The sequence below is a fragment of the Bacteroides sp. ET336 genome (assembly GCF_024733815.1).
GTDB lineage: Bacteria > Bacteroidota > Bacteroidia > Bacteroidales > Bacteroidaceae > Phocaeicola > Phocaeicola cellulolyticus.
Genome location: NZ_JANRHK010000006.1, coordinates 68,860 through 88,317, shown reverse-complemented (window position 1 = coordinate 88,317; position 19,458 = coordinate 68,860). Strand labels below are relative to the sequence as shown.

General features: G+C 37.1%; 10 protein-coding genes and 1 riboswitch. Of the genes, 1 reads left to right on the top strand and 9 read right to left on the bottom strand.

The window, feature by feature from the left end:
* Nucleotides 1–88: 88 nt before the first annotated feature.
* From NW213_RS07920 to NW213_RS07890, 7 genes are all read right to left on the bottom strand, one after another.
* Entirely contained in the window at nt 89–1,090 is a 1,002-nt protein-coding gene (locus NW213_RS07920) for a malate dehydrogenase (protein WP_258322418.1), read from the bottom strand.
* Between the two features lie 1,057 nt (nt 1,091–2,147).
* Nucleotides 2,148–2,624 carry an anaerobic ribonucleoside-triphosphate reductase activating protein gene (gene nrdG / locus NW213_RS07915; protein ID WP_154044180.1) on the bottom strand — a complete coding sequence of 159 codons (477 nt, stop codon included), beginning with the start codon at nt 2,622–2,624 and terminating at the stop codon, nt 2,148–2,150.
* Nucleotides 2,625–2,632: 8 nt separating this feature from the next.
* Nucleotides 2,633–5,020 carry an anaerobic ribonucleoside triphosphate reductase gene (locus NW213_RS07910; RefSeq protein WP_204393008.1) on the bottom strand — a complete coding sequence of 796 codons (2,388 nt, stop codon included), beginning with the start codon at nt 5,018–5,020 and terminating at the stop codon, nt 2,633–2,635.
* A gap of 26 nt (nt 5,021–5,046) precedes the next feature.
* Nucleotides 5,047–5,229: riboswitch (cobalamin riboswitch) on the bottom strand.
* 246 nt (nt 5,230–5,475) lie between these two features.
* On the bottom strand, nt 5,476–6,894 hold the full coding sequence (locus NW213_RS07905; RefSeq protein WP_258322417.1) for a CCA tRNA nucleotidyltransferase: 1,419 nt from the start codon (nt 6,892–6,894) through the stop codon (nt 5,476–5,478).
* A gap of 145 nt (nt 6,895–7,039) precedes the next feature.
* On the bottom strand, nt 7,040–9,490 hold the full coding sequence (locus NW213_RS07900; RefSeq protein WP_258322416.1) for a TIM-barrel domain-containing protein: 2,451 nt from the start codon (nt 9,488–9,490) through the stop codon (nt 7,040–7,042).
* Nucleotides 9,491–9,631: 141 nt separating this feature from the next.
* Nucleotides 9,632–12,577 carry a helix-turn-helix domain-containing protein gene (locus NW213_RS07895; protein WP_258322415.1) on the bottom strand — a complete coding sequence of 982 codons (2,946 nt, stop codon included), beginning with the start codon at nt 12,575–12,577 and terminating at the stop codon, nt 9,632–9,634.
* Nucleotides 12,577–13,467, bottom strand: a complete 891-nt coding sequence (locus NW213_RS07890) for an AraC family transcriptional regulator (RefSeq protein WP_258322414.1) — start codon at nt 13,465–13,467, stop codon at nt 12,577–12,579. Before NW213_RS07890 ends, NW213_RS07895 begins: the two co-directional genes overlap by 1 nt.
* 609 nt (nt 13,468–14,076) lie before the next feature.
* Between NW213_RS07890 and NW213_RS07885 the strand changes: the two genes are divergently transcribed.
* Nucleotides 14,077–14,580 carry a YhcH/YjgK/YiaL family protein gene (locus NW213_RS07885; protein ID WP_258322413.1) on the top strand — a complete coding sequence of 168 codons (504 nt, stop codon included), beginning with the start codon at nt 14,077–14,079 and terminating at the stop codon, nt 14,578–14,580.
* 65 nt (nt 14,581–14,645) lie between these two features.
* Here the strand turns inward: NW213_RS07885 and NW213_RS07880 are convergent, their stop codons facing one another.
* Together NW213_RS07880 and NW213_RS07875 are read right to left on the bottom strand one after the other, a co-directional pair.
* Nucleotides 14,646–18,746, bottom strand: coding sequence for a two-component regulator propeller domain-containing protein (locus tag NW213_RS07880; protein ID WP_258322412.1), 4,101 nt, complete (start codon nt 18,744–18,746; stop codon nt 14,646–14,648).
* Nucleotides 18,747–18,863: 117 nt separating this feature from the next.
* On the bottom strand, nt 18,864–19,115 hold the full coding sequence (locus NW213_RS07875; RefSeq protein ID WP_013617874.1) for a type B 50S ribosomal protein L31: 252 nt from the start codon (nt 19,113–19,115) through the stop codon (nt 18,864–18,866).
* Nucleotides 19,116–19,458: the final 343 nt, after the last annotated feature.

Sequence of the window (19,458 nt, the reverse complement as noted above, 5' to 3'; positions counted from 1 at the left end):
TACATAAAAAATTATGATTTATGGGTATAAAAATAGGGGAAACCACATATGCGGTTTCCCCTGATATAATTTTAAACCTGAATATTAATTATTTAATATTTGGGTTCAATGCGTTCCATTCTGATACTGGAGGAAGAACGCCCATAGCGATAACTTCGTCACGAAGAGCGCACAAGTGTTCGTAGCTCTTATCCAAAGCAGCCTGTTCTTCAGCTGTTCCGTTCAAAGCAGCGCAGTGGCAACCTTCAGTGTCGATAGAAGTTTCCCAAGCCATCATGATATGGTCATACTTATCATTTGATACGTAAGTACCAGCTGGCCAACGGAATGCTTTACCACCCATAGCAGCACCAATCATTTCGATAGAAACGTATGATGGGCTCTGGAATGAAGAACGTCCGCGGAGGTTGATGATGTTAGCACCACCCTTAGTTACTTTCTGCTGGATTTCAGCCCACTGTTCTTTAGTCAAAGCATCTGTACCGATGATGTCAGTCAAAGCTTTGCCGTTAACTTTAGCTGTAGAAGCGAATACAGCCATCTGTTCGCCATGACCACCATATGTACGGCAGTTTTCAACAGCGTCCATAGAAATACCGAAGTGTTTAGCTAATTCGCTGCGAAGACGAGTAGAGTCAAGAGCTGCAAGAGTTGTAACCTGACCTGGCTTCAAACCTGAGTACAACAAAGTGATAAGACCAGTGATATCAGCTGGGTTGAAGATGATAACAATGTGTTTTACATCTGGGCAGTAAGCCTTAACGTTCTTACCGAATTCTTCAGCGATAGCTGCATTACCTTTAAGAAGGTCTTCACGAGTCATACCTGCTTTACGAGCAGCACCACCTGAGTTAACGATATATTTAGCACCTGTCAAAGCTTCTTTGATATCAGAAGTGAAAGTGATGTTTACACCTTCAAAGCCGCAGTGGAACAATTCTTCTGCTACACCTTCCAAACCTGGAGCGTATGGGTCGTACAAGCAGATGTTAGGAGTCAAGCCCATCATGATTGCAGTCTGAGCCATGTTAGAACCGATCATACCGGCAGCACCTACGATAGTAAGTTTTTCGTTTGTTACAAATTCCATAATTCTAATTATTTATGTTATGTTATAAAAGTGTTTTTATTGTCTGTTTTTCTTTCTTGCGCTACAAAGTTAAGAAATAATCGAAGAAATAACAGATTTACCGATGGCAAATAAATAGTATTTTCTGTGCTTTTATACTTAATTACGGAAAAAAATCATTATTTCATTTTAGTTGTATTGAAATTGTAATGATGATGTTGCAATTATGGATATTGATAACTTGTGTGTATTTCGTTTCTTGAGAGATTGTATATGATTTCCTGATGAATGTTCGAACTTATTATATAAAGAGAAAAGTTAGATTGATCAGAATTAAAATAAAAAAAAGGCGTCATTCATCATCTTGAATGCCGCCGGCTTCCTGAAAGAACCCCCCAATTTAGGGTTCTTTGTTTCTTTGGTTTTTCTAGTCTTAATTGTTATCCTTTTTAATCTTTTCTTTTTACCTTAGCACTAAACCTATTGATCTTTTTACCTTTTATCCTTAAACTGAAAACCTTTTACCTTTTTACTAATACCTTTAACTTTAAACCTAATACCTAATCTTTACTTTAAACTAATAACCTTTATCTAATACCTTTTTATTTTTATACCTTAAGTAAGTCTAATACCTTAAATGTTTTGTGCTATTTATTAATTTACTCTCTGGTTTCACAACCACGATACAAAGGTATGGATATTTTTTTATTCTGCAATAAGTTGTGATTGTTTTTTATATTAATATATGTTTTTCTTGATTTATATCATGTTTTCGTATATGTAGGCTCCGTGCCCGCGAACGGAAAAACACAATTAAGTATGTATTATGGTTAATCTTGTGTTTTAGTTGATAAAATCGCAATTAAAAAACGGAGTTTGAAGCGATAATGTTAATTTTAAGATTATATACGGTATTTGATATTTGTGTTGTATAACATATTATATACACCTTATGCCTTCAAATTTGAAAACGTAATAATTATGCGATACAATGTGTATATATATGTTCTTTTATAAAGAAAACAAGGACTGGAGAACTTCCGTAATGGTTTCTTCAGTCCTTTGTATATGGCTTTTCTTATTGTTTAAGTAGTTTCTTAAGGTGTAATATCCTTTGATTGCTGCTTCCTCTGAATTCAAGGGTAGGGGAGTATAAGCTTTCTTCAAATCTCCCATCTACAAGTACATCTATATATTGCAGTAAATTCTTTCTTCTGTTATCGTTTATGAGTTCTTCCAGTGTATAACCGGTGTAGCACCATATATTCAATCCTGTTGATTTACGAACTTTTTCTAGAACATTACCGAATTCTTCAGGATTAAAGAAAGGATCTCCTCCTGTAAAAGTTACTCCGTCTAGTAGAGGATTACCGTTTATTTCCTTTATTATTCTTTCTAATGCTTCTTCGGTAAGTGGTTTTCCTGCTTTGGGATTCCATGATTCAGGATTATGGCATCCTTTGCAACGGTGACTGCATCCGGCCAGATAAATAGAATACCGGATGCCGTCGCCATCGACTATTGTTTCAGGATATGTATATAAATAATGTAGCATGTTTCAGATTAGGCATGTTTTACCCTGTCGCGTTCTTCTGCACGTTTTGCCGAGTTCCAGCTGTTCAAATCACCTGTCAGGTAACCTGTGATACGGCGCATGCGGAGTATGTTCTCGCTGTTACATATCGGACATTTGCTGTAGATCACACCTCTGTATCCACAGTTGTGGCATGTATCAACCGGATGGTTTATCGAACCGTATCCAATGCCCTCGTCGTTCATTACTTTCACTATTTTGGCTATAGCTTTTACGTTTTTCTGAGCCTCACCGTCCAGTTCCACGTATGTAATGTGCCCTCCAAGGGTAAGTGCATGGAAAGGAGCCTCGCATTTAATTTTGTCAACGATGTTGATAGGTTCTTTTACATCAACATGGAATGAATTGACGTAATAATCTCTGTCATTTACTCCTTCTATAATACCATATTTGCGCTTGTCCATTTTTGTGAATCTCCCAGACAGGCCTTCTGCAGGAGTGGCAAGGACAGAATAGTTAAGATGATATTTCTCTTTATATCTCTTGGCTACTTCGTTCATTTTCTCTACAGCTTCGTAAAGGGTATCCCATGATTTTTTGTTGTGTCCGTGTCCCTGGCCGTAGAGTGCAACCATTGCGTTGTGACCTCCGATGAAACCTATACCAAGTGTTCCCTGATTCAGTATGTCACCGACTTCTTCATTTGGATTTACATTGCATCCGCCTTTCCAAACGTTGTTGCCCATCATGAACGGGAACTGTCTTGCCAAGGCTGTCTTCTGATACTGGTATCTTGAATAAAGCTGTTCGGCGATCATTTCTGCCATCTCTTCTACCGATTGAAGGAATACTTCTTTGGCTTTTTGTTCAATAGCCTCCTTGTTGTTTGAATCGATAATACTTTCTGCCTTAATTCTGGCTTCTATAGCCAGTCTTGGCATATTCATAGTGGTGAATGACAGGTTTCCTCTTCCCAGTGATGTCTTTTCGCCATTAATGTTTTCGAATACTCTTGTGCGGCATCCCATTGTGGCAAGTTCGTATTTATATCTGTGTGGATCATCGGCTTTCCATAATTCATGTTTGTTGAATGGAGTATCAAGGAACATGAAGTTAGGAAATAAAGCCTTGGCTGTGGTACGGCATGCTTTTAGGAAAAGGTCGAAGTTTGGTGCCTTGAACTGTAGCTTTCCTTCCATTGCGGCATCGAAGTCGCTCATTGCAAGCTGATAATCCTCTTCCGAATATGATACTCCATCCTTTATCTTGAAAATTTGTATCGGGAATACAGGAACTTCACCGTGAGCTCCAAGACCTTCTATTGTAGATTTAAGCAACTCTTCTATAACCATTCTTCCTTCTGCCGACGTGTCTGTACCATAGTTTATAGAACTGAAAACTACTTGGTTACCGCCTCTTGAGTGCATCGTATTAAGATTGTGGATAAAACCTTCCATCGCCTGGTGAGTATCTTTGCGAGTACGTTCGTTTGCCTTGTTTAATATATGTTCCAGGTCTCCCTTTTCTATGCTTGCACCTATGGATTTTAGCTCCTCTATAAGGTTGTTTTTATCATCTTCAGACGGGATTATTGTCATGAGATGCTTTTTTACACGGTCTTTCAGAGTCTCTTCTGTTATGTCAATGCCTTTCATTTCCATAAAGAAAGACATGATTGAAGCTACACTCTTCTGGTAGCTTTTCAGAACTCCTTTGGCCATAAAGAAATCGAATGCCGGTATTGCCTGTCCTCCGTGCTGTTCGTTCTGGTTAGTCTGGAAGATTATTGTAGCAAGAGTGGCATAACTCTGTATAGACTGTGGAGTACGTATGCTTCCGTTCTTTGTGTGAAATCCTCTCTCGAACAAGTCTTCCAGATCATACTGTATGCATGTGGTAGTCTTTGTCGGATAATAGTCCAGGTCGTGAATATGAATATCACCCAACTGGTGTGCCTCTGCATATTTTTTAGGCAGAAGGTACTTGTAAGTATAGTCTTTTGTAATTTCAGATGCAAAAGTCATCATCTGCCCGGCCGGAGTATGGCTTGACATGTTGGCGTTGCTAAGGTTGACATCATTCTTGTCGATAGCCACAATACCATCCATGATATGTTTTATTTTCGTCTTGCGGTCGCGTTCGGTGTTTCTCCACTGCCTGTAGATGATATATTTTTTCGCTACTTCCGGTCTTACTTTCATCAATTCCATTTCTACAAGGTCCTGTATTTCTTCCACGCCTATGGTAGGTGTATTGAAATGGTTGATTACCCTCTGTGTTATTTCATCGATAAGGGTTTCGCAGTCTGTAAGATCTGATGCTACGAAAGCTTTTGTAATGGCGTTGTAGATTTTTGCAGATGAGAAGTTTTCCCGCTTCCCGTCTCTTTTGATGATGCAGATGTCTTTTGTTTCCATTTTTTGTCTTTTAAATCATACAATTGTTTGTTTTTTCTTTTCAGGGCAGGTCTTCTGACTGATCTTTCCGCGGAACACCTTCCCGCCAATGAGGCAGTGGTCGGAATAACCTTGTTCCGTTTCACCAAGAATCACAGCAGCGGGTACTGTTACCGATTTTCACGGTATTCCCTTTTGAGACTGATGTCACTCTGAAAAAGTATTGCAAAGCTATAAACAAATTTCTGAAATAAAAAACATCAAAATGTTTGGAATTTACAAAAATGGAAATTTTTAATTCTTGAAAATGCTCTAGAGTGGTCTGTGAGCGAAGTTTATGGGAAATTATATTTGATGTGGATTTAAAATATATTAGATTTTTGGTAATTTTGTTTTAGGCTTTGTTTTAGTCTTGTAAAAAAATATCATCCTGTAGATTACAATAATACTACAGGATGATAAAAATTGGGATTATATTATTCATTAACAGGTTTCAAGCCCATCTTTTTTGCTTTTTCCATCATATATTCAAATGCTGCATCGTGTTCGTTAGGTATTACACCGTCCAGAATAGCATCTTTGATATAACTTTTCAAGTCACCTATTTCGCGGCAAGGCTGTAAGTTGAAAACTCTCATAATCTCAGCTCCATCTACAGGTGGTTGGAAATTTCTTATCCTGTCTTTTTCTTCAAGGTCTTTCAGCTTTTGTCTTACAAGCTTGAAATTGTCCAGGAAACGTTGTTTTCTGGCTTCGTTCTTAGAGGTGATATCCGCTTCACACAGACACATCAGATCGTCAATATCGTCACCTGCTTCAAAGAGTAGTCGTCTTACTGCAGAATCAGTAACCTCTTCGTCGGCTATTACTATAGGACGCATGTGGAGGCTCACCATTTTCTGGACATATTTCATCTTCTCGTTCATGGGAAGTTTCATTTTCCTGAATATGTCCGGTATCATCTTCTCACCGATGTAGTTATGGTTATGGAAAGTCCATCCGGCTTTCTGTTCCCATCTTTTTGTTTTGGGTTTGCCTATGTCATGAAGCAGGGCAGACCATCTGAGCCACAGATTGTCTGTAGCTTTCGATATATTGTCGAGTACTTCAAGCGTGTGATAAAAATTATCCTTATGGGCTCTTCCGTTTCTTGTCTCTACACCTTGTAAGGCACATAGCTCAGGGAATATAAGTTCCAGAAGCCCGCATCTGTCAAGATCTACGAATCCTTTCGACGGTATAGGAGATAATATTATTTTATTCAGTTCGTCTGCTATACGTTCCTTTGATATAATCTTGATACGTTCCTTATTTCTTCCTAAAGCTTCGAATGTCTCGTCCTCTATGTAGAAGTTCAGCTGTGTGGCAAAACGGATACATCTCATCATTCGCAGAGGGTCATCGCTGAATGTTATGTCCGGATCAAGAGGGGTTCTTATGATTCTGTCTTTAAGATTCTCCATACCGTCAAATGGGTCAACCAACTCGCCGAAACGGTCTTTGTTCAGGCAGACGGCCATAGCGTTTATTGTAAAATCGCGTCTGTTCTGGTCATCCTCCAGTGTTCCGTTTTCCACTATTGGCTTTCTGCTGTCGTGGCTATATGATTCTTTTCTTGCACCTACAAATTCCACTTCGATGTCTCTGAACTTCACCTGTGCTGTTCCGAAATTCTTGAACACCGAAACATTAGCTCCTTTGCCTAATTTTTTGCCTAGTGCCTGTGCTATTTCTATACCGCTTCCTACCACTACCACATCAATGTCCTTTGAATGTCGTTTCAGGAATATATCTCGCACATAGCCTCCTACTACATAGCATTCCAACCCTAGTTCGTCTGCAGTTTCGGATATTATACTAAATATTTTATTGGAGAAATGTTCTTTTAATTCCATATATAGAAATCTGTTGTTTGAAGTGCAAAGGTACAAAAATGTCTTTTTTCTGCAATATATAAACATAAATAGGAAAGTGAATATTACAATTTATACGCAATATTCACTTTCCTATATGGTTATAATAATAACTTTATTTGTACTATTATATCTTTACATTTATTTTCTTTCCGCTGTATGTAATGACTTTTTCTTTTCCGTCGGCTGTACGTATGGTAAAGTTACGTTTGGTCAGCATACCGTTATATTCACCTTTACGTGCATCAATTGTGAGAATACGTTTTGTGTCGTTCCATTTCATCTGTATTTCAGTGTATGCTCCGGACTCATAATTGTAATTATCACCTTCGTCTTCATAAAGTGTAAATGTTCCGTCCGCTCCCGGATATACGTTTATTATCAGATTATCCCATTTCTTCTCGTTTGTATATTGCACATCCGGACCTATAGGTATGATGCTACCTGCACGGACAAAAAGTGGTATTCTGTCAAGTGATGTCTTGATTTTCAATTTTTGTCCACCGTCGAAATTCTCGTTAGTCCAGTAATTATACCATTTGTTTCCTGATGGAAGATAAACTTCCATTTCTTTAGACTGTGTAAAGTCAACATTTAATGAAAGGTTTACCTGATTGTTTGTTGTCTTATTCCATCCTTCGTTCTCTTTTAAGATATTTTGTTTTTGCTCAGGTGTGTATTGTGCGTGAAGAACAGGCGCTACGAGGAATGCTTTTCCGAACATGTATTCGTTACCTATTTTCCATGTGTTTTTGTCATTCAGGAAATCCATGTAGAGGGCACGCATAAATGTTGACTGTCTGTGTGAAACCTCCCAGGCTGTAGAATAGATATAAGGCAGTAGGGAATAACGTAATTTCACAGCATCTACCAATGCGTCATAAACCGGTTCGCCTGCTTTGCCGTACCAGAAAAATTCACGAGGAGTGTCGGCACCGTGACTACGCATCATCGGACAGAAAACTCCGAATTGTAACCAGCGTACATAAAGTTCCTGATACATTGGGTTTCTTGTGGCACTGGCATTTCCATTAGTGTTATATGAGCCGGCGAAAAAGCCTCCCAAATCAGAATTCCAATGTGGCATTCCTGTGAGTGAGAAGTTAAGTCCTGCAGTTATTTGTTTGCGGAACATATCCCATGATGACTGTACATCGCCAGACCATACGTTTGAGGCATATCGTTGTTGTCCGAGGAAGCCTGAACGGGTTAATATGATAACACGTTTGTCGCTGGTTTCTGCACGCTGATGGTCGTAAACACCTCCAACAGTCATAAGAGGATATGCATTGCGTACGCTGCGGTATGAACCTAAGTAAGTCTGGCGGTCAAAGTCGCTATCTTTCCAGTTGAAATGGTCTGGTTCTGTTGAATCCATCCACCATCCGTCCATACCTAATTGGAATATACCTTTGTTAAGGTAATCCCAGTAAATGTCACGTGCCTTAGGGTTGTAACAATCGTAAACTCTAACTCCTGATGGATATTCCATGTTTGGCGGCCAGCCTTCAACTCCTGATTGTGGCCATGTCTCTATGTTGAATAAGAGTCCTTCTTTATCTAATGTACGGTATGGTTTTGTTGCCGGTCCGAAAGAAGACCATATAGAAATCATCATATGCGCGTTCATTCCGTGTATGCTGTCAATCATGGCTTTAGGATTGTCGAAAGACGGATTGCGGAAGTCCATTGCATTCCACAGATAGTTATGTCCCCAGTATTGCCAGTCTTGTATGATGCAGTCTAATGGAATACCTAATTCTCTGTATTTTTTTACCACACCTACAGTTTCTTCCTGGCTTTTGTATCTTTCCTTACTCTGCATAAATCCGTAGCTCCACAGTGGCATCATCGGTACTTCTCCTGTCAAAGCACGTACTTGTGCTATAACTCCGTCGGCAGAACCACCATACATGAAGTAGTAATCAATACAGTCTCCCACCTCGGAACTGAATGAGGTTTCATTTTCGTTGTCTGTATAAGTAGTCGCGGAATAATTGTCCCAAAATACTCCATAACCTTTTGTTGACTGAAAGATAGGTGACACATCTTCAACATTACCTTGAATTAATACTTTACTCATGTTGCGTTGCATCATCTGTCCGTTTTGTAACTGTCCCAGACCGTACAGTCCTTCTTCCTTATCTGTAATAAATCCCTGATAAACGGTATATGTATCTCTATCGGCATCCTTCATCGGAGTAAAAGGCTTTGAGTTTTCATTCTCTTTCAATAGAACAGTACCGTCTGTTTTGGCATAGGTTATTATACCATTTTCTGTATTGAGAGTAACAGTCAGTACAGGGCTTTTCATTACAATTCTGCTGTTGTCTGATGTGGCGATTTTTACTCCGGACTTATTCGGCTTTGCAATAACGGAGAGACTTTTCTTTTCTACAGTCTTTCCTAGCGGTGTCTTTAAAATTCTCAGACTGTTTGGAGTGAACCACTGAACTTCTACATCTATTTTTTTTTCATTGATGGAAGTCTTTATGCCGTTTTCTGTTTCCTGGTATTTTTGCGACCATACAAAAATCGGCAATGAACATAATGCTAAAATCAATAAACTTTTTCTCATGGTTTGTATGTTTGATTAAGAGATAATTTAATTACACTTTAAAATGTGGATTCAATGTTTTTCGTACATGCAAAATTATCATGATGGCATAAGAAAAAGTTGTAAATATGTTGCAGATAACAATATATTGGTTGAAATTTATCAATGCTTTTTCAGTTGTTGGACGTATTGTGAAGGACGTACACCAAATTCTTCCTGAAAACATTTACACAGATAACTTGAAGTGCTGAAGCCAACACTGTCTGCCACTTCGGCAACAGTATAACCTTTTTCCAGCAGTTGTGCTGCCCGTTTAAGACGAACGGAGCGTATAAAACTGGTAGGCGTTTTTCCAACCAAAGCTATCAACTTACGGTAAAGTCCAGTGCGGTCCATTCCCATGTCGCGACTTAGTGTTTCCACGGAGTATTCCTGATTGTCCAGATTCTGCTCTACATTTTTAAGGACTTTTCGTATAAATGCTTCGTCTGTTTCGCTTAAGAGTTCCTGTTTTTCTTCTTTCTCGTTGATAGTGTTTATTTGTTTCTTTCTCGTTTCTTGCTGTTCCAGCAATTGACGCATCTCAACAATCAGTACATCTAGGTTTATATTGTTTTCATCGGTCGGTATAGGCAATAATGCTCCTTTTGAAAGTTGCTTTACTAATGTTTGTAGTTCTGTAGCATTCTGACGAATAGACTGCAGTTGTAATTTGCTCCTTCCTTCGTCCATGTGCATAATTACAGCATCCAGAGGAGATATTATCTTTTTAATCGGTTCTTCCAGTTCCTGATTAATGTTTTGGATGAATGTTGTTTTCATTTCATCCAGTTTTTCTTTCTGTTCACGTATTATGCTTCGTTTCTTTTTTCTGATATATAGAAGTATGAAAGCTGCTATGCAGCTGCCGGCTAATATTATATAAACGGTATAAGCATATCCGGTTTTCCAAAACGGAGCTTTTACTCGTATTTTAAGCTCGGCATATTTATCTGTCCATCCTTTGCCGTTTCCTGTAGCGCGTACTTTGAATGTATAGTCACTGGGAGGCAAATCTGTGTAAGTGGCTCTTCCTCTACCGTCTGTTGAATGGATTTCCAGTTCTGTCTTGTCTATTCCGTTAAGTTGATAACGATAGTATGTCTGTGTCGGATTTATGTAGTTCATGGCGGCAAACTCTATTGTAAAGAAGTTCTGGTCATGGCGCAGAACAATCTCTTTTGTCGTTGTTATAGGATTTTTTAATATCTGCTTATCATGATAATACATTCCGTTGTTGATTTTCTCTCCAAACAGGTTAAATCCGACGAACAATGGCAAATAAGGGATTTCTTCTGTTTGTGCAGAAGATGTATTCAATATGTTGAAACCGTTAATACCACCCCAGTAGATGGTGTTGTCGGAAGTGATATAGACAGAACGTTCGCAAAACTCATCGGTTATGACTCCATCATATTGATTGAAGTTGACAAATGAGTATCCAAGCGAATCGGCTGTGTTTCTGTTCGCTTGCATGTTGCTTATTCCATTGGCAGTGGAAATCCATACGGAACTGTCAGGCGTTTGTATTATGCTACGGACTGAATTATTTACAAGGCCATCGGATGTGTGAAATCTGTGTTCTTTCCCGGTTTTCACATCCAGTAGCATAAGTCCGTCTTCTAATCCTATCCAAATTTTTCCACTTCCTGCCGTATAAATACAGTTGCAAGGATGACATGTCGGATGGAAATCGGTTTTATTGTTTTGTTTATCAAATATAAACCATCCGTCTCTGGTAATACCTACCAATAAATCTTTTCCGATTTTGGCAGTCTGAAGTATTCTTTTATTATTGAGGTTGTCGATTTTTTCTTTTATAATGGTCGTTTCCTTACCTTTATACACTGAAATGTTGCCTGATTTTGGGCTATATAAATAATTTCCAGTATCAGTCTTTACTATGATATCTTTGTTCCTAGTCTCTTCAAATCCTGTCACGTGCATTGAAGTTTCTTCAGGAAGAGAGAACATAACTTTTCCGATATTTTGAAAACGAAAACGGTTAGGATGGTAATATAGGATACCACGATTTAACGTACCTATCCACATTCCACCCTGAAGGTCATTGTACAGCGTGCTTATTTCTGTGTCAATCTTTCTACCGTCAACCAGTTTAAATGTCTGTATGTATTGCTTTTCTTTCAGGTCGGGTGAAATGTTGTAGAGTCCGTCATGTCCGCTAACCCAAATGCTGCCGTCGCGGTCAATGGAAAGATAGTTGAACCATGAGTCTGTATTCATGACTATTTCCCAGCTCTTTTTATATATGTTGAAATTTAGCATTATGCCACCGCCTGTGCCATTACATAACTGATAAAACGAATCATGGCCTTGTACTACATACGAAGTATTTCCGTATAGTGCTTTGGGCAGGTCGGCCGGTACATTACGTCTGTACAATTCTTTTCCTGACACTATATCATGGCATATCAGCATTCCTGATTTGTAGAATAGATAAAGTTTGTCGTCTATTACTCCTAAATCATAAATCTGATCATTGTCCAGTGAAACCTTATTTTTGAAAATAAATGTATTTTTCCTGTCTTTACTTATGTGTAATAAATCGTCTTTTTCCGTGATAACCCATAAATCACTATATTTGTCCATGAACAAATCTTTCAACGGTGTGTTTATTCCCCATTCTCTGAATATGGAATCCGGACAATTCAGGAACTCTTCGCGTGTAATGTCGGCAACCATTAAAGTATGATTGTTCTTAACCCACACATATCCGCTGTTGTCAACATACGTATGGTTAAATCCAGAATATTCCGATAATCGGCATATGTTGTTCTTATTATAGTGAAGATATGTAAAGCTGGTTCCGTCGTATATGTTTATTTGTCCTTCTGTTGTTATCATCATACGTCCGTCCGGTAGTTGTGATATGTTTCTGACTTTATTGCCGGACAGCCCTTGTGATGCGTCCAATGGTGTGAAAACATAATGCTTTTCAGAAAAGACCGGTTCTGCTGCAAATATCCATAACAGGATTAAGAGTCTTAATGTTGCAGTATTTTTTATATCTATTTTTGTTAGTTTATATTTAATGTATTGTGCTTTCATTAATAGTATATCTTTTTATATTCAATAGGAGTAAATCCCGTATATTTCTTGAACACTTTTGAAAAATACGCTATATCGTAGAAACCAAGATAGTATGATACTTCCTTTATATTACTGTCACTTCCCGACAGTAGCTGTTTAGCCTCCTGTATTTTCAGTTCTTGAATGTAATGTGCAGGTGATACCCCGGTGTAGTCCTTGAAGAGTTTGCGAAACCATGAATAACTCATGTTTATCTTGGAAGCTACATCTTCAGCTGTTATTCCTTTCAGCAAGTTTTCTCTTATAATGATTTTTGCTTTGTCTATTTGTTCTTCAGTAGCCGTGTCGAAACATCTGTTATAATCATAATACATTGTCATACCAAGAATCAGATTTGCTATTCCTGCTAGATATTGTTGGCAGGCAGCTTTTTCTTCATTGGCAACCTTTATGGCTTGATTATACAGGTTAACAATATTGTCCTGTACTCCTATCCTGTATATTATTTGTTCTTTGTTGAAGAAATTGTTTTTGAATCTGCTGTCCATGTTTGCTCCTTCGAAACCGATCCACATTTCAGTCCATCCGGTTTTCTTATCAGGCATGTAGCTGTGCCATTGGTTTGGTCGAAGTATAATCATGTCACCTTCCTTTATTTCCATGCTATCCTCAGGTGAGGTGAAAAATATACCTTTACCTTTTATTATATATAGAAGTTGATAGCTGTCCAGTTTTCTGCCACGCGACGGTGTGAAGAAAAATTGTGCCGGATGACCTGTACGGGGCGGGTATGTTTCGTAGTTCTTTTCAATAGTTTCACATCCTACGGTATTGACATTTATGTCCCAGTCCTCATCACGTTGGCTACTTATAAGATATTTATAGTTTTTCGTAAAATTGTTTTTCATTATATCGTGGTTTTTGCAAAGATATGTAATTCCATCAAATCTTCCATTTCTAACATCATTTTTTACCTGTTGTTTCTTTATATGGTAACTTGTATTTTAAATACAAAGTACGTTTACTGAAAATGAAATAACGTAATATGCGATGACATTTACTTTTCATTTATTTGATTATTACATCATATATTGTTATTATGTTTTTAATGGAAGAGTTTCTGCAGATATGTGAATTCCTATGTAAAACTAACTATTATAATCTAATATAAAAGAAAAAAGGCAGAGGACCTTCCTCGTCTTGCTAAGGCCGCTTATGCAGATGTATGTACTCCTGGTAACCCTCGTGAGGTGACAGAAGAGATAATCCTTGAACTTTACAAGAAGACTTTGTAATTACCCCATATTAGTTTGTTTCCTAATCCTGCAAGGAGTGTTGTGTCCCTTGCAGGATTTTTGTATTTTTGCCATCATAAACTTGTTACATTACATTTATTAAATCTTACCAATATGAAAAAGTCTATTAAATTATTGTTTATTTTATCGTTATCGATGTTGTTTTGCAATTTAACGTATGCCCAGAATTGTTGTTCTAAAATAAATTATACTAATTGGGTTATGCAGAGGGGATGGAGTAACGGATTTCAAGCTTTGCCTGATGTCTGCACAAATCTGAGTGAATTCTATTCACAATATCATAAAAACAAAAAACAATGGGATGCTGTGTTTGCTTGGCTGGCACAGACAGATTTGCAGACTATACCTGCAGGAAAACATCAGATTCAGGATACAGAGTTGTTTGCCAGTGTTGAGGATGGTGTAAACGATCCGTTAGAGAAAAGAGGGTCTGAGTCTCATTATCATCATATTGACCTGCAATATGTTGTAAAGGGTACAGAGCGTTTTGCATTGCTTGACCATGATACTTCATATCCTAATAAAGCGTACAAACCTGATATTATAGGTTACTCGTATGATGCTTCAAAGGCTATGTTTATAGACTCAACTCCAGAACGATTTTTCTTATTCTTCCCGTCAGACTGGCATATAGCTAAAATACAAACTGATAAGGAAGATCAAAATATAAGAGTCGTAGTCGTTAAGTTGGATTATATAAAATAAGATTATTATAAATAAGTAAAACCTCTTAAATGTAACAAGAATACAATTTAAGAGGTTTTATTTTTTCAGTCATTATTCTCTTTCTCAGATTTGTCTTTTTGTGCTTTTTCTTCTTCCATTTCGTATTTCTCGGAAGTGTATTCTTTTGGAGAAACACCGAAAATCTCTTTAAATGTACTAGAGAAATGCGATAGATTGCTGAAGCCTACAGCATAAGCTACTTCTGAAATTCCTAGTTTCTTTTCTTTCAACAGTTTGGCTGCTTGCTGCATTCTTATATTCTTGATAAAGTCGCGTGTTGACAGGTTGGTAAGTTCTTTTAGTTTTCTATGAAGATGAACACGGCTCAAACCTACTTCTTGTGCCAGCATTTCAACATTTAGAGTCGGTTCTGACATATTATTGTTTATTACCGACATAATCTTATCCATCAAAGCTTCGTCTGAAGATTTTATATTTATATCCTTTACTTTTTCTTTTTGCTCCTGAGCGCCACTGAACTTATTTTTCAGGATACGTCTGCTGTTGAGCAAATTTAATATTGTGCTTCTTAGGACTTCAGTGTTGAATGGTTTTATTATATATGCATCAGCTCCATGTTCAATTCCTTCCACCTGTTCTTCTGTTTTACCTTTGGCTGTAAGCAGGATGACAGGTATATGGTTGATGTTTACATTTTGTTTGATTTTCTTGCATAATGTCAGTCCGTCCATTTCATCCATCATAACGTCACTAACCACCAAATCAACATGGTTGGTGAGTATGTGCTTATAGGCTTCACGTCCGTTGCTTGCCAATGATATTCTGAACTCGTCAGACAACTCATCTTTCAGGAATTCCTGAATTTCTTTTTCATCGTCAACTATCAGTATGGTAAAATTGGTTTTTGATTTCTTCTTTATAGTATTTTCTTCTTCGTTTATATCTGATATTGATGACGATATTTGCTGGATGTTGATATCATTGTTCACGTATGTGTCATTCTCTTCTATCTGTTCCAGACTTATATGGTCGCATCCTTTAGGTATTCTTACAGTAAATGTGGAACCTGAACTTCCTATATTATTTTCTGCTGTTATTGTTCCATAATGCATTTCTACGAGTGAGCGTGTCAGATGTAGTCCAACTCCTGTACCGCCCTGATTATGTACGCCATTTCCGCTGATTTGATAGAATCTTTCAAATATACGTTCTTTTTGGTTTTCATCCAGTCCTATGCCGCTGTCTGTTACCTTTATTTCAATATAGTTTTTTAACGCTCCTTTTGCATTCGGATTTTCACCATGGCATAGACTGACACAAACTTTACCATTATCAGGTGTATATTTGAATGCATTTGACAACAGGTTCATCAATACTTTGTCGAAATTGTTTATGTCTATCCATCCCATGAGTGTTTCGTCTTCATGCTCGAAACTGAAGCTTATGTTTTTCTGGCGTGCAGTGTTTTCGAATGTAATCATAAGGTCGTTTATGAAACCTACAAGGTCTGTTTCACGGAAATGCATCTGCATCTGTCCCTTTTCAATTTTTCTTATGTCCATAAGCTGGTTTATGAGACGCAGTATCCTTTTTGCATTTCGGTAAATCATCATGTATGTTTTGCCTGTCTCCTTATCATTATTTGCTGCAATTAGCTTTTCCAATGGGTTTATAATCAGTGTCATAGGGGTACGTATCTCATGTGAGATATTTATGAAGAACTGTAGTTTTGCTTCATTAATTTCTCGTGCATGACGTATCTCCATGAAGTCGCGCTTGCGTCGTATCTTGATTCGTATATAGTTCACTGTCAACCATATAAGTATTATCACAGGTATGGAGAATAGTATATATGCCCACCATGTCTGATACCAAGGGTAGGATATATGAATATTATATACGTATGTATCCGATGTTATATTTCTGTTTACTGCAAAAACTTCTAAAGTATAATCTCCCGGAGGTAGATTGTTGAATGTTATGTAGTTTTCACCGCTTCTTGTTGACAGCCAGTTCTTGCTCAGTTTTCCAATTCTGTATTTATATAGAATATGTGACGTACTTCCATAGTCCATAGTTGTGAAAAATACTCTGAAAGTGTTGTCCTTATGACTTAATCTGAATGTTTTTGCCCGTGTGACATCTTCGCTTATTATCTTTTTTCCTCCTGATAGAGAATTGGTATTTATACTCTTTCCGAAAACCTGGAAGTCTGATATTGTAAGACTAGGTTTTGATATTGAGTCTGTTATCTCAGACGGGTAAAAACATGTGATACCATTTGTACCTCCGAATAAGATTTCCCCATTTGCGGATTTATATGCAGCACCGCGTGTGAATTCGTTACCCTGAAGTCCGTCTTCACTATAATAATTGGTAAACGTATTGTTACGTTTGCTGAATTTACTTATTCCATTGAATGTACTTATCCAGATATGTCCACTGTTATCTTCGCATAAACCACATATCACATCGTTTGACAATCCGTCGTTTATACCAAATTGTTTTATTTCTTTATTTGATTTGTTGAATGAGTATAATCCTTCGGATGTACCTAGCCATATTGTCTTTTCGCTGTCTTCCAATATTGAATAGCACATCTTGTCTTTAATGATATAGTTTGTTCCGGTGAAGTTTATGAAACTTTTGTTTTTAGGATTAAAACAGCTTACTCCTTTGAAATGTCCTATCCATATATATCCTTCACTGTCACAATATAATGTGTTTATCCAGTTGTCTGCCAGGCAATCACCGTTTTCATCCTTGTCGCTTTCCTTGAAATATGTTATTTCTTTACTGTCCAGATTATATACACACATACCTGTACCGTATATACTTATATAAAGATTTCTGTTGTGGTCTTCAGCGATGCTGAATACACTTTCGTTTTCCAGTCCAGATATACGGTTGAATGTTCCGGATTGTGTATCAAATAGTCCTATCCCTTGGCTGTAACTTCCAAGCCAGATATTATTTGATGAATCTTCGAATATGTTTATAATAGTATTCGGGAAAAGAGGCTTTCCTTCTTGCGGAGTATAATGCTTAATTAATCCATAATTTGAATTTAAGAAGTATAGTCCTTTGCTGTCAACTCCTATTAGTATATTGTTTTTGCTGTTCTTAAGTATAGACATTACGCATCCGTCGTCAATGGGACTGTTGTCTATTTGCTTGCCTCCGTAGAATCTGAAAGGATTAGTCTTCTTGGGTATAAGCACTACTCCCTTTTGGAAAATACCAAACCATAAGTTTCCTTCTTTGTCAAAAAGGATACTATGTGCTTTTGTATTTCTCAGGTCTATAGCTGCATCTGCTATATACAGATCTTGTGTTTGTCTTGTGTCTTCTCTGTAAATTTTTACACCTGCTCCGTCTGTTCCTATGTATAGTTTATTATCGCATAATACAAGCGTTTTTATTGGCAGATTGCCCAAACTCGTAATTTTGTCTATGCTGTTTTTTCCTTTGTTGAAAATGTAAAGTCCCTTGGTGAATGTCGCCATGTATATATCACCATTGGCATTTAAGGTCATTGAAGTAATATTACAGTTTTCTACTCCTGGCAGTTGTACTTTATCTATTTTATTGTTATGAGTGTCATATGTAATAACTCCGTGGTCTTCTGTTCCTATCCATATTATACCGTCATTATCTTCAATTATAGTGTTGACTTTATATATGCCAGTCCTTCTTATTTCGTTTATACATGAGCCTGTATTGTTTTCGGTATCAATTCTGAATAATCCTTGATTTGAAGTTGCAACCCATATTTCACCGTTTTTCCTTTCTAGTATATCCGATATGTGTGGTATTGTGATTTTTCCGTTGATATATAATCTGACGTTCATGAAATTGTTCTCGTCACGGTTGTATTTCATCATTCCTGCTACAGTACCTATCCAGATATTGTCGTTCATGTCTTCATACACCACTCTTGAATAGTTGTTGCATATTGATGTAGAGTCATTTTCATCGTGTGTATAAAGTGTAAATCTGTTACCGTCGAATTTGTTCAGTCCATACTCCGTTGCTATCCATATAAAACCTCTCTTGTCCTGATAAATATTGTTTATCAAGCTGCTTGATATATGGTCACCAGTAGTATAAATAACACTTGTTTGTGCTAAAATATTGGTAAAAAAGAATATTAGTATTAGTAATCCTGACAGTTTATATTTCATCGTATTATATTATATGTTTAACTTTTCACAAAGGTAATTAAAAAATGAGAACTACAAAAATAAAAGCGGGCAACCTGTTTTGAAGATTGCCCGCTTTTATCGTAAACTCGTATTAAATTATTTCTTGATACGGTTGTAACGGTTCATGAACTTATCAACACGTCCTGCTGTGTCAACCAACTTAGACTTACCAGTGTAGAACGGATGAGAAGTGTTAGAGATTTCCAACTTAACCAATGGGTAAGTTTCACCTTCGAATTCAATTGTGTCTTTTGTAGCACAAGTTGAACGTGAAAGAAACATATCACCGTTTGACATGTCTTTAAATACTACCGGACGGTAGTTCTCTGGATGAATTCCTTTTTTCATTTCAGTATATACTTTATTTATTATTATTTTGACTAGTTGGTAACACTTAGTCGTGTGTAATGGTCTGTTTCGGGTTGCAAAGATACGCTTTTTCTTTTAAATGAGAAAACTTTATCAATCTTTTTTGTGAAATCTTTTTCTCTATAAATAATATATAATGTGTATTTCCCTTAATGTATAGATTAAAAAAGCATTGTTGTATTCATCGGCTTTGTAAAACTTGCAATATCTACATTGCATTATGCGTACTCAGGTTTGTAATATTTGCCATATTTTATCAATATATGTATGTTTGTGTATATTTTTTTCTTTTAAAATAGAAGTTCTGTATATATAAATTGTT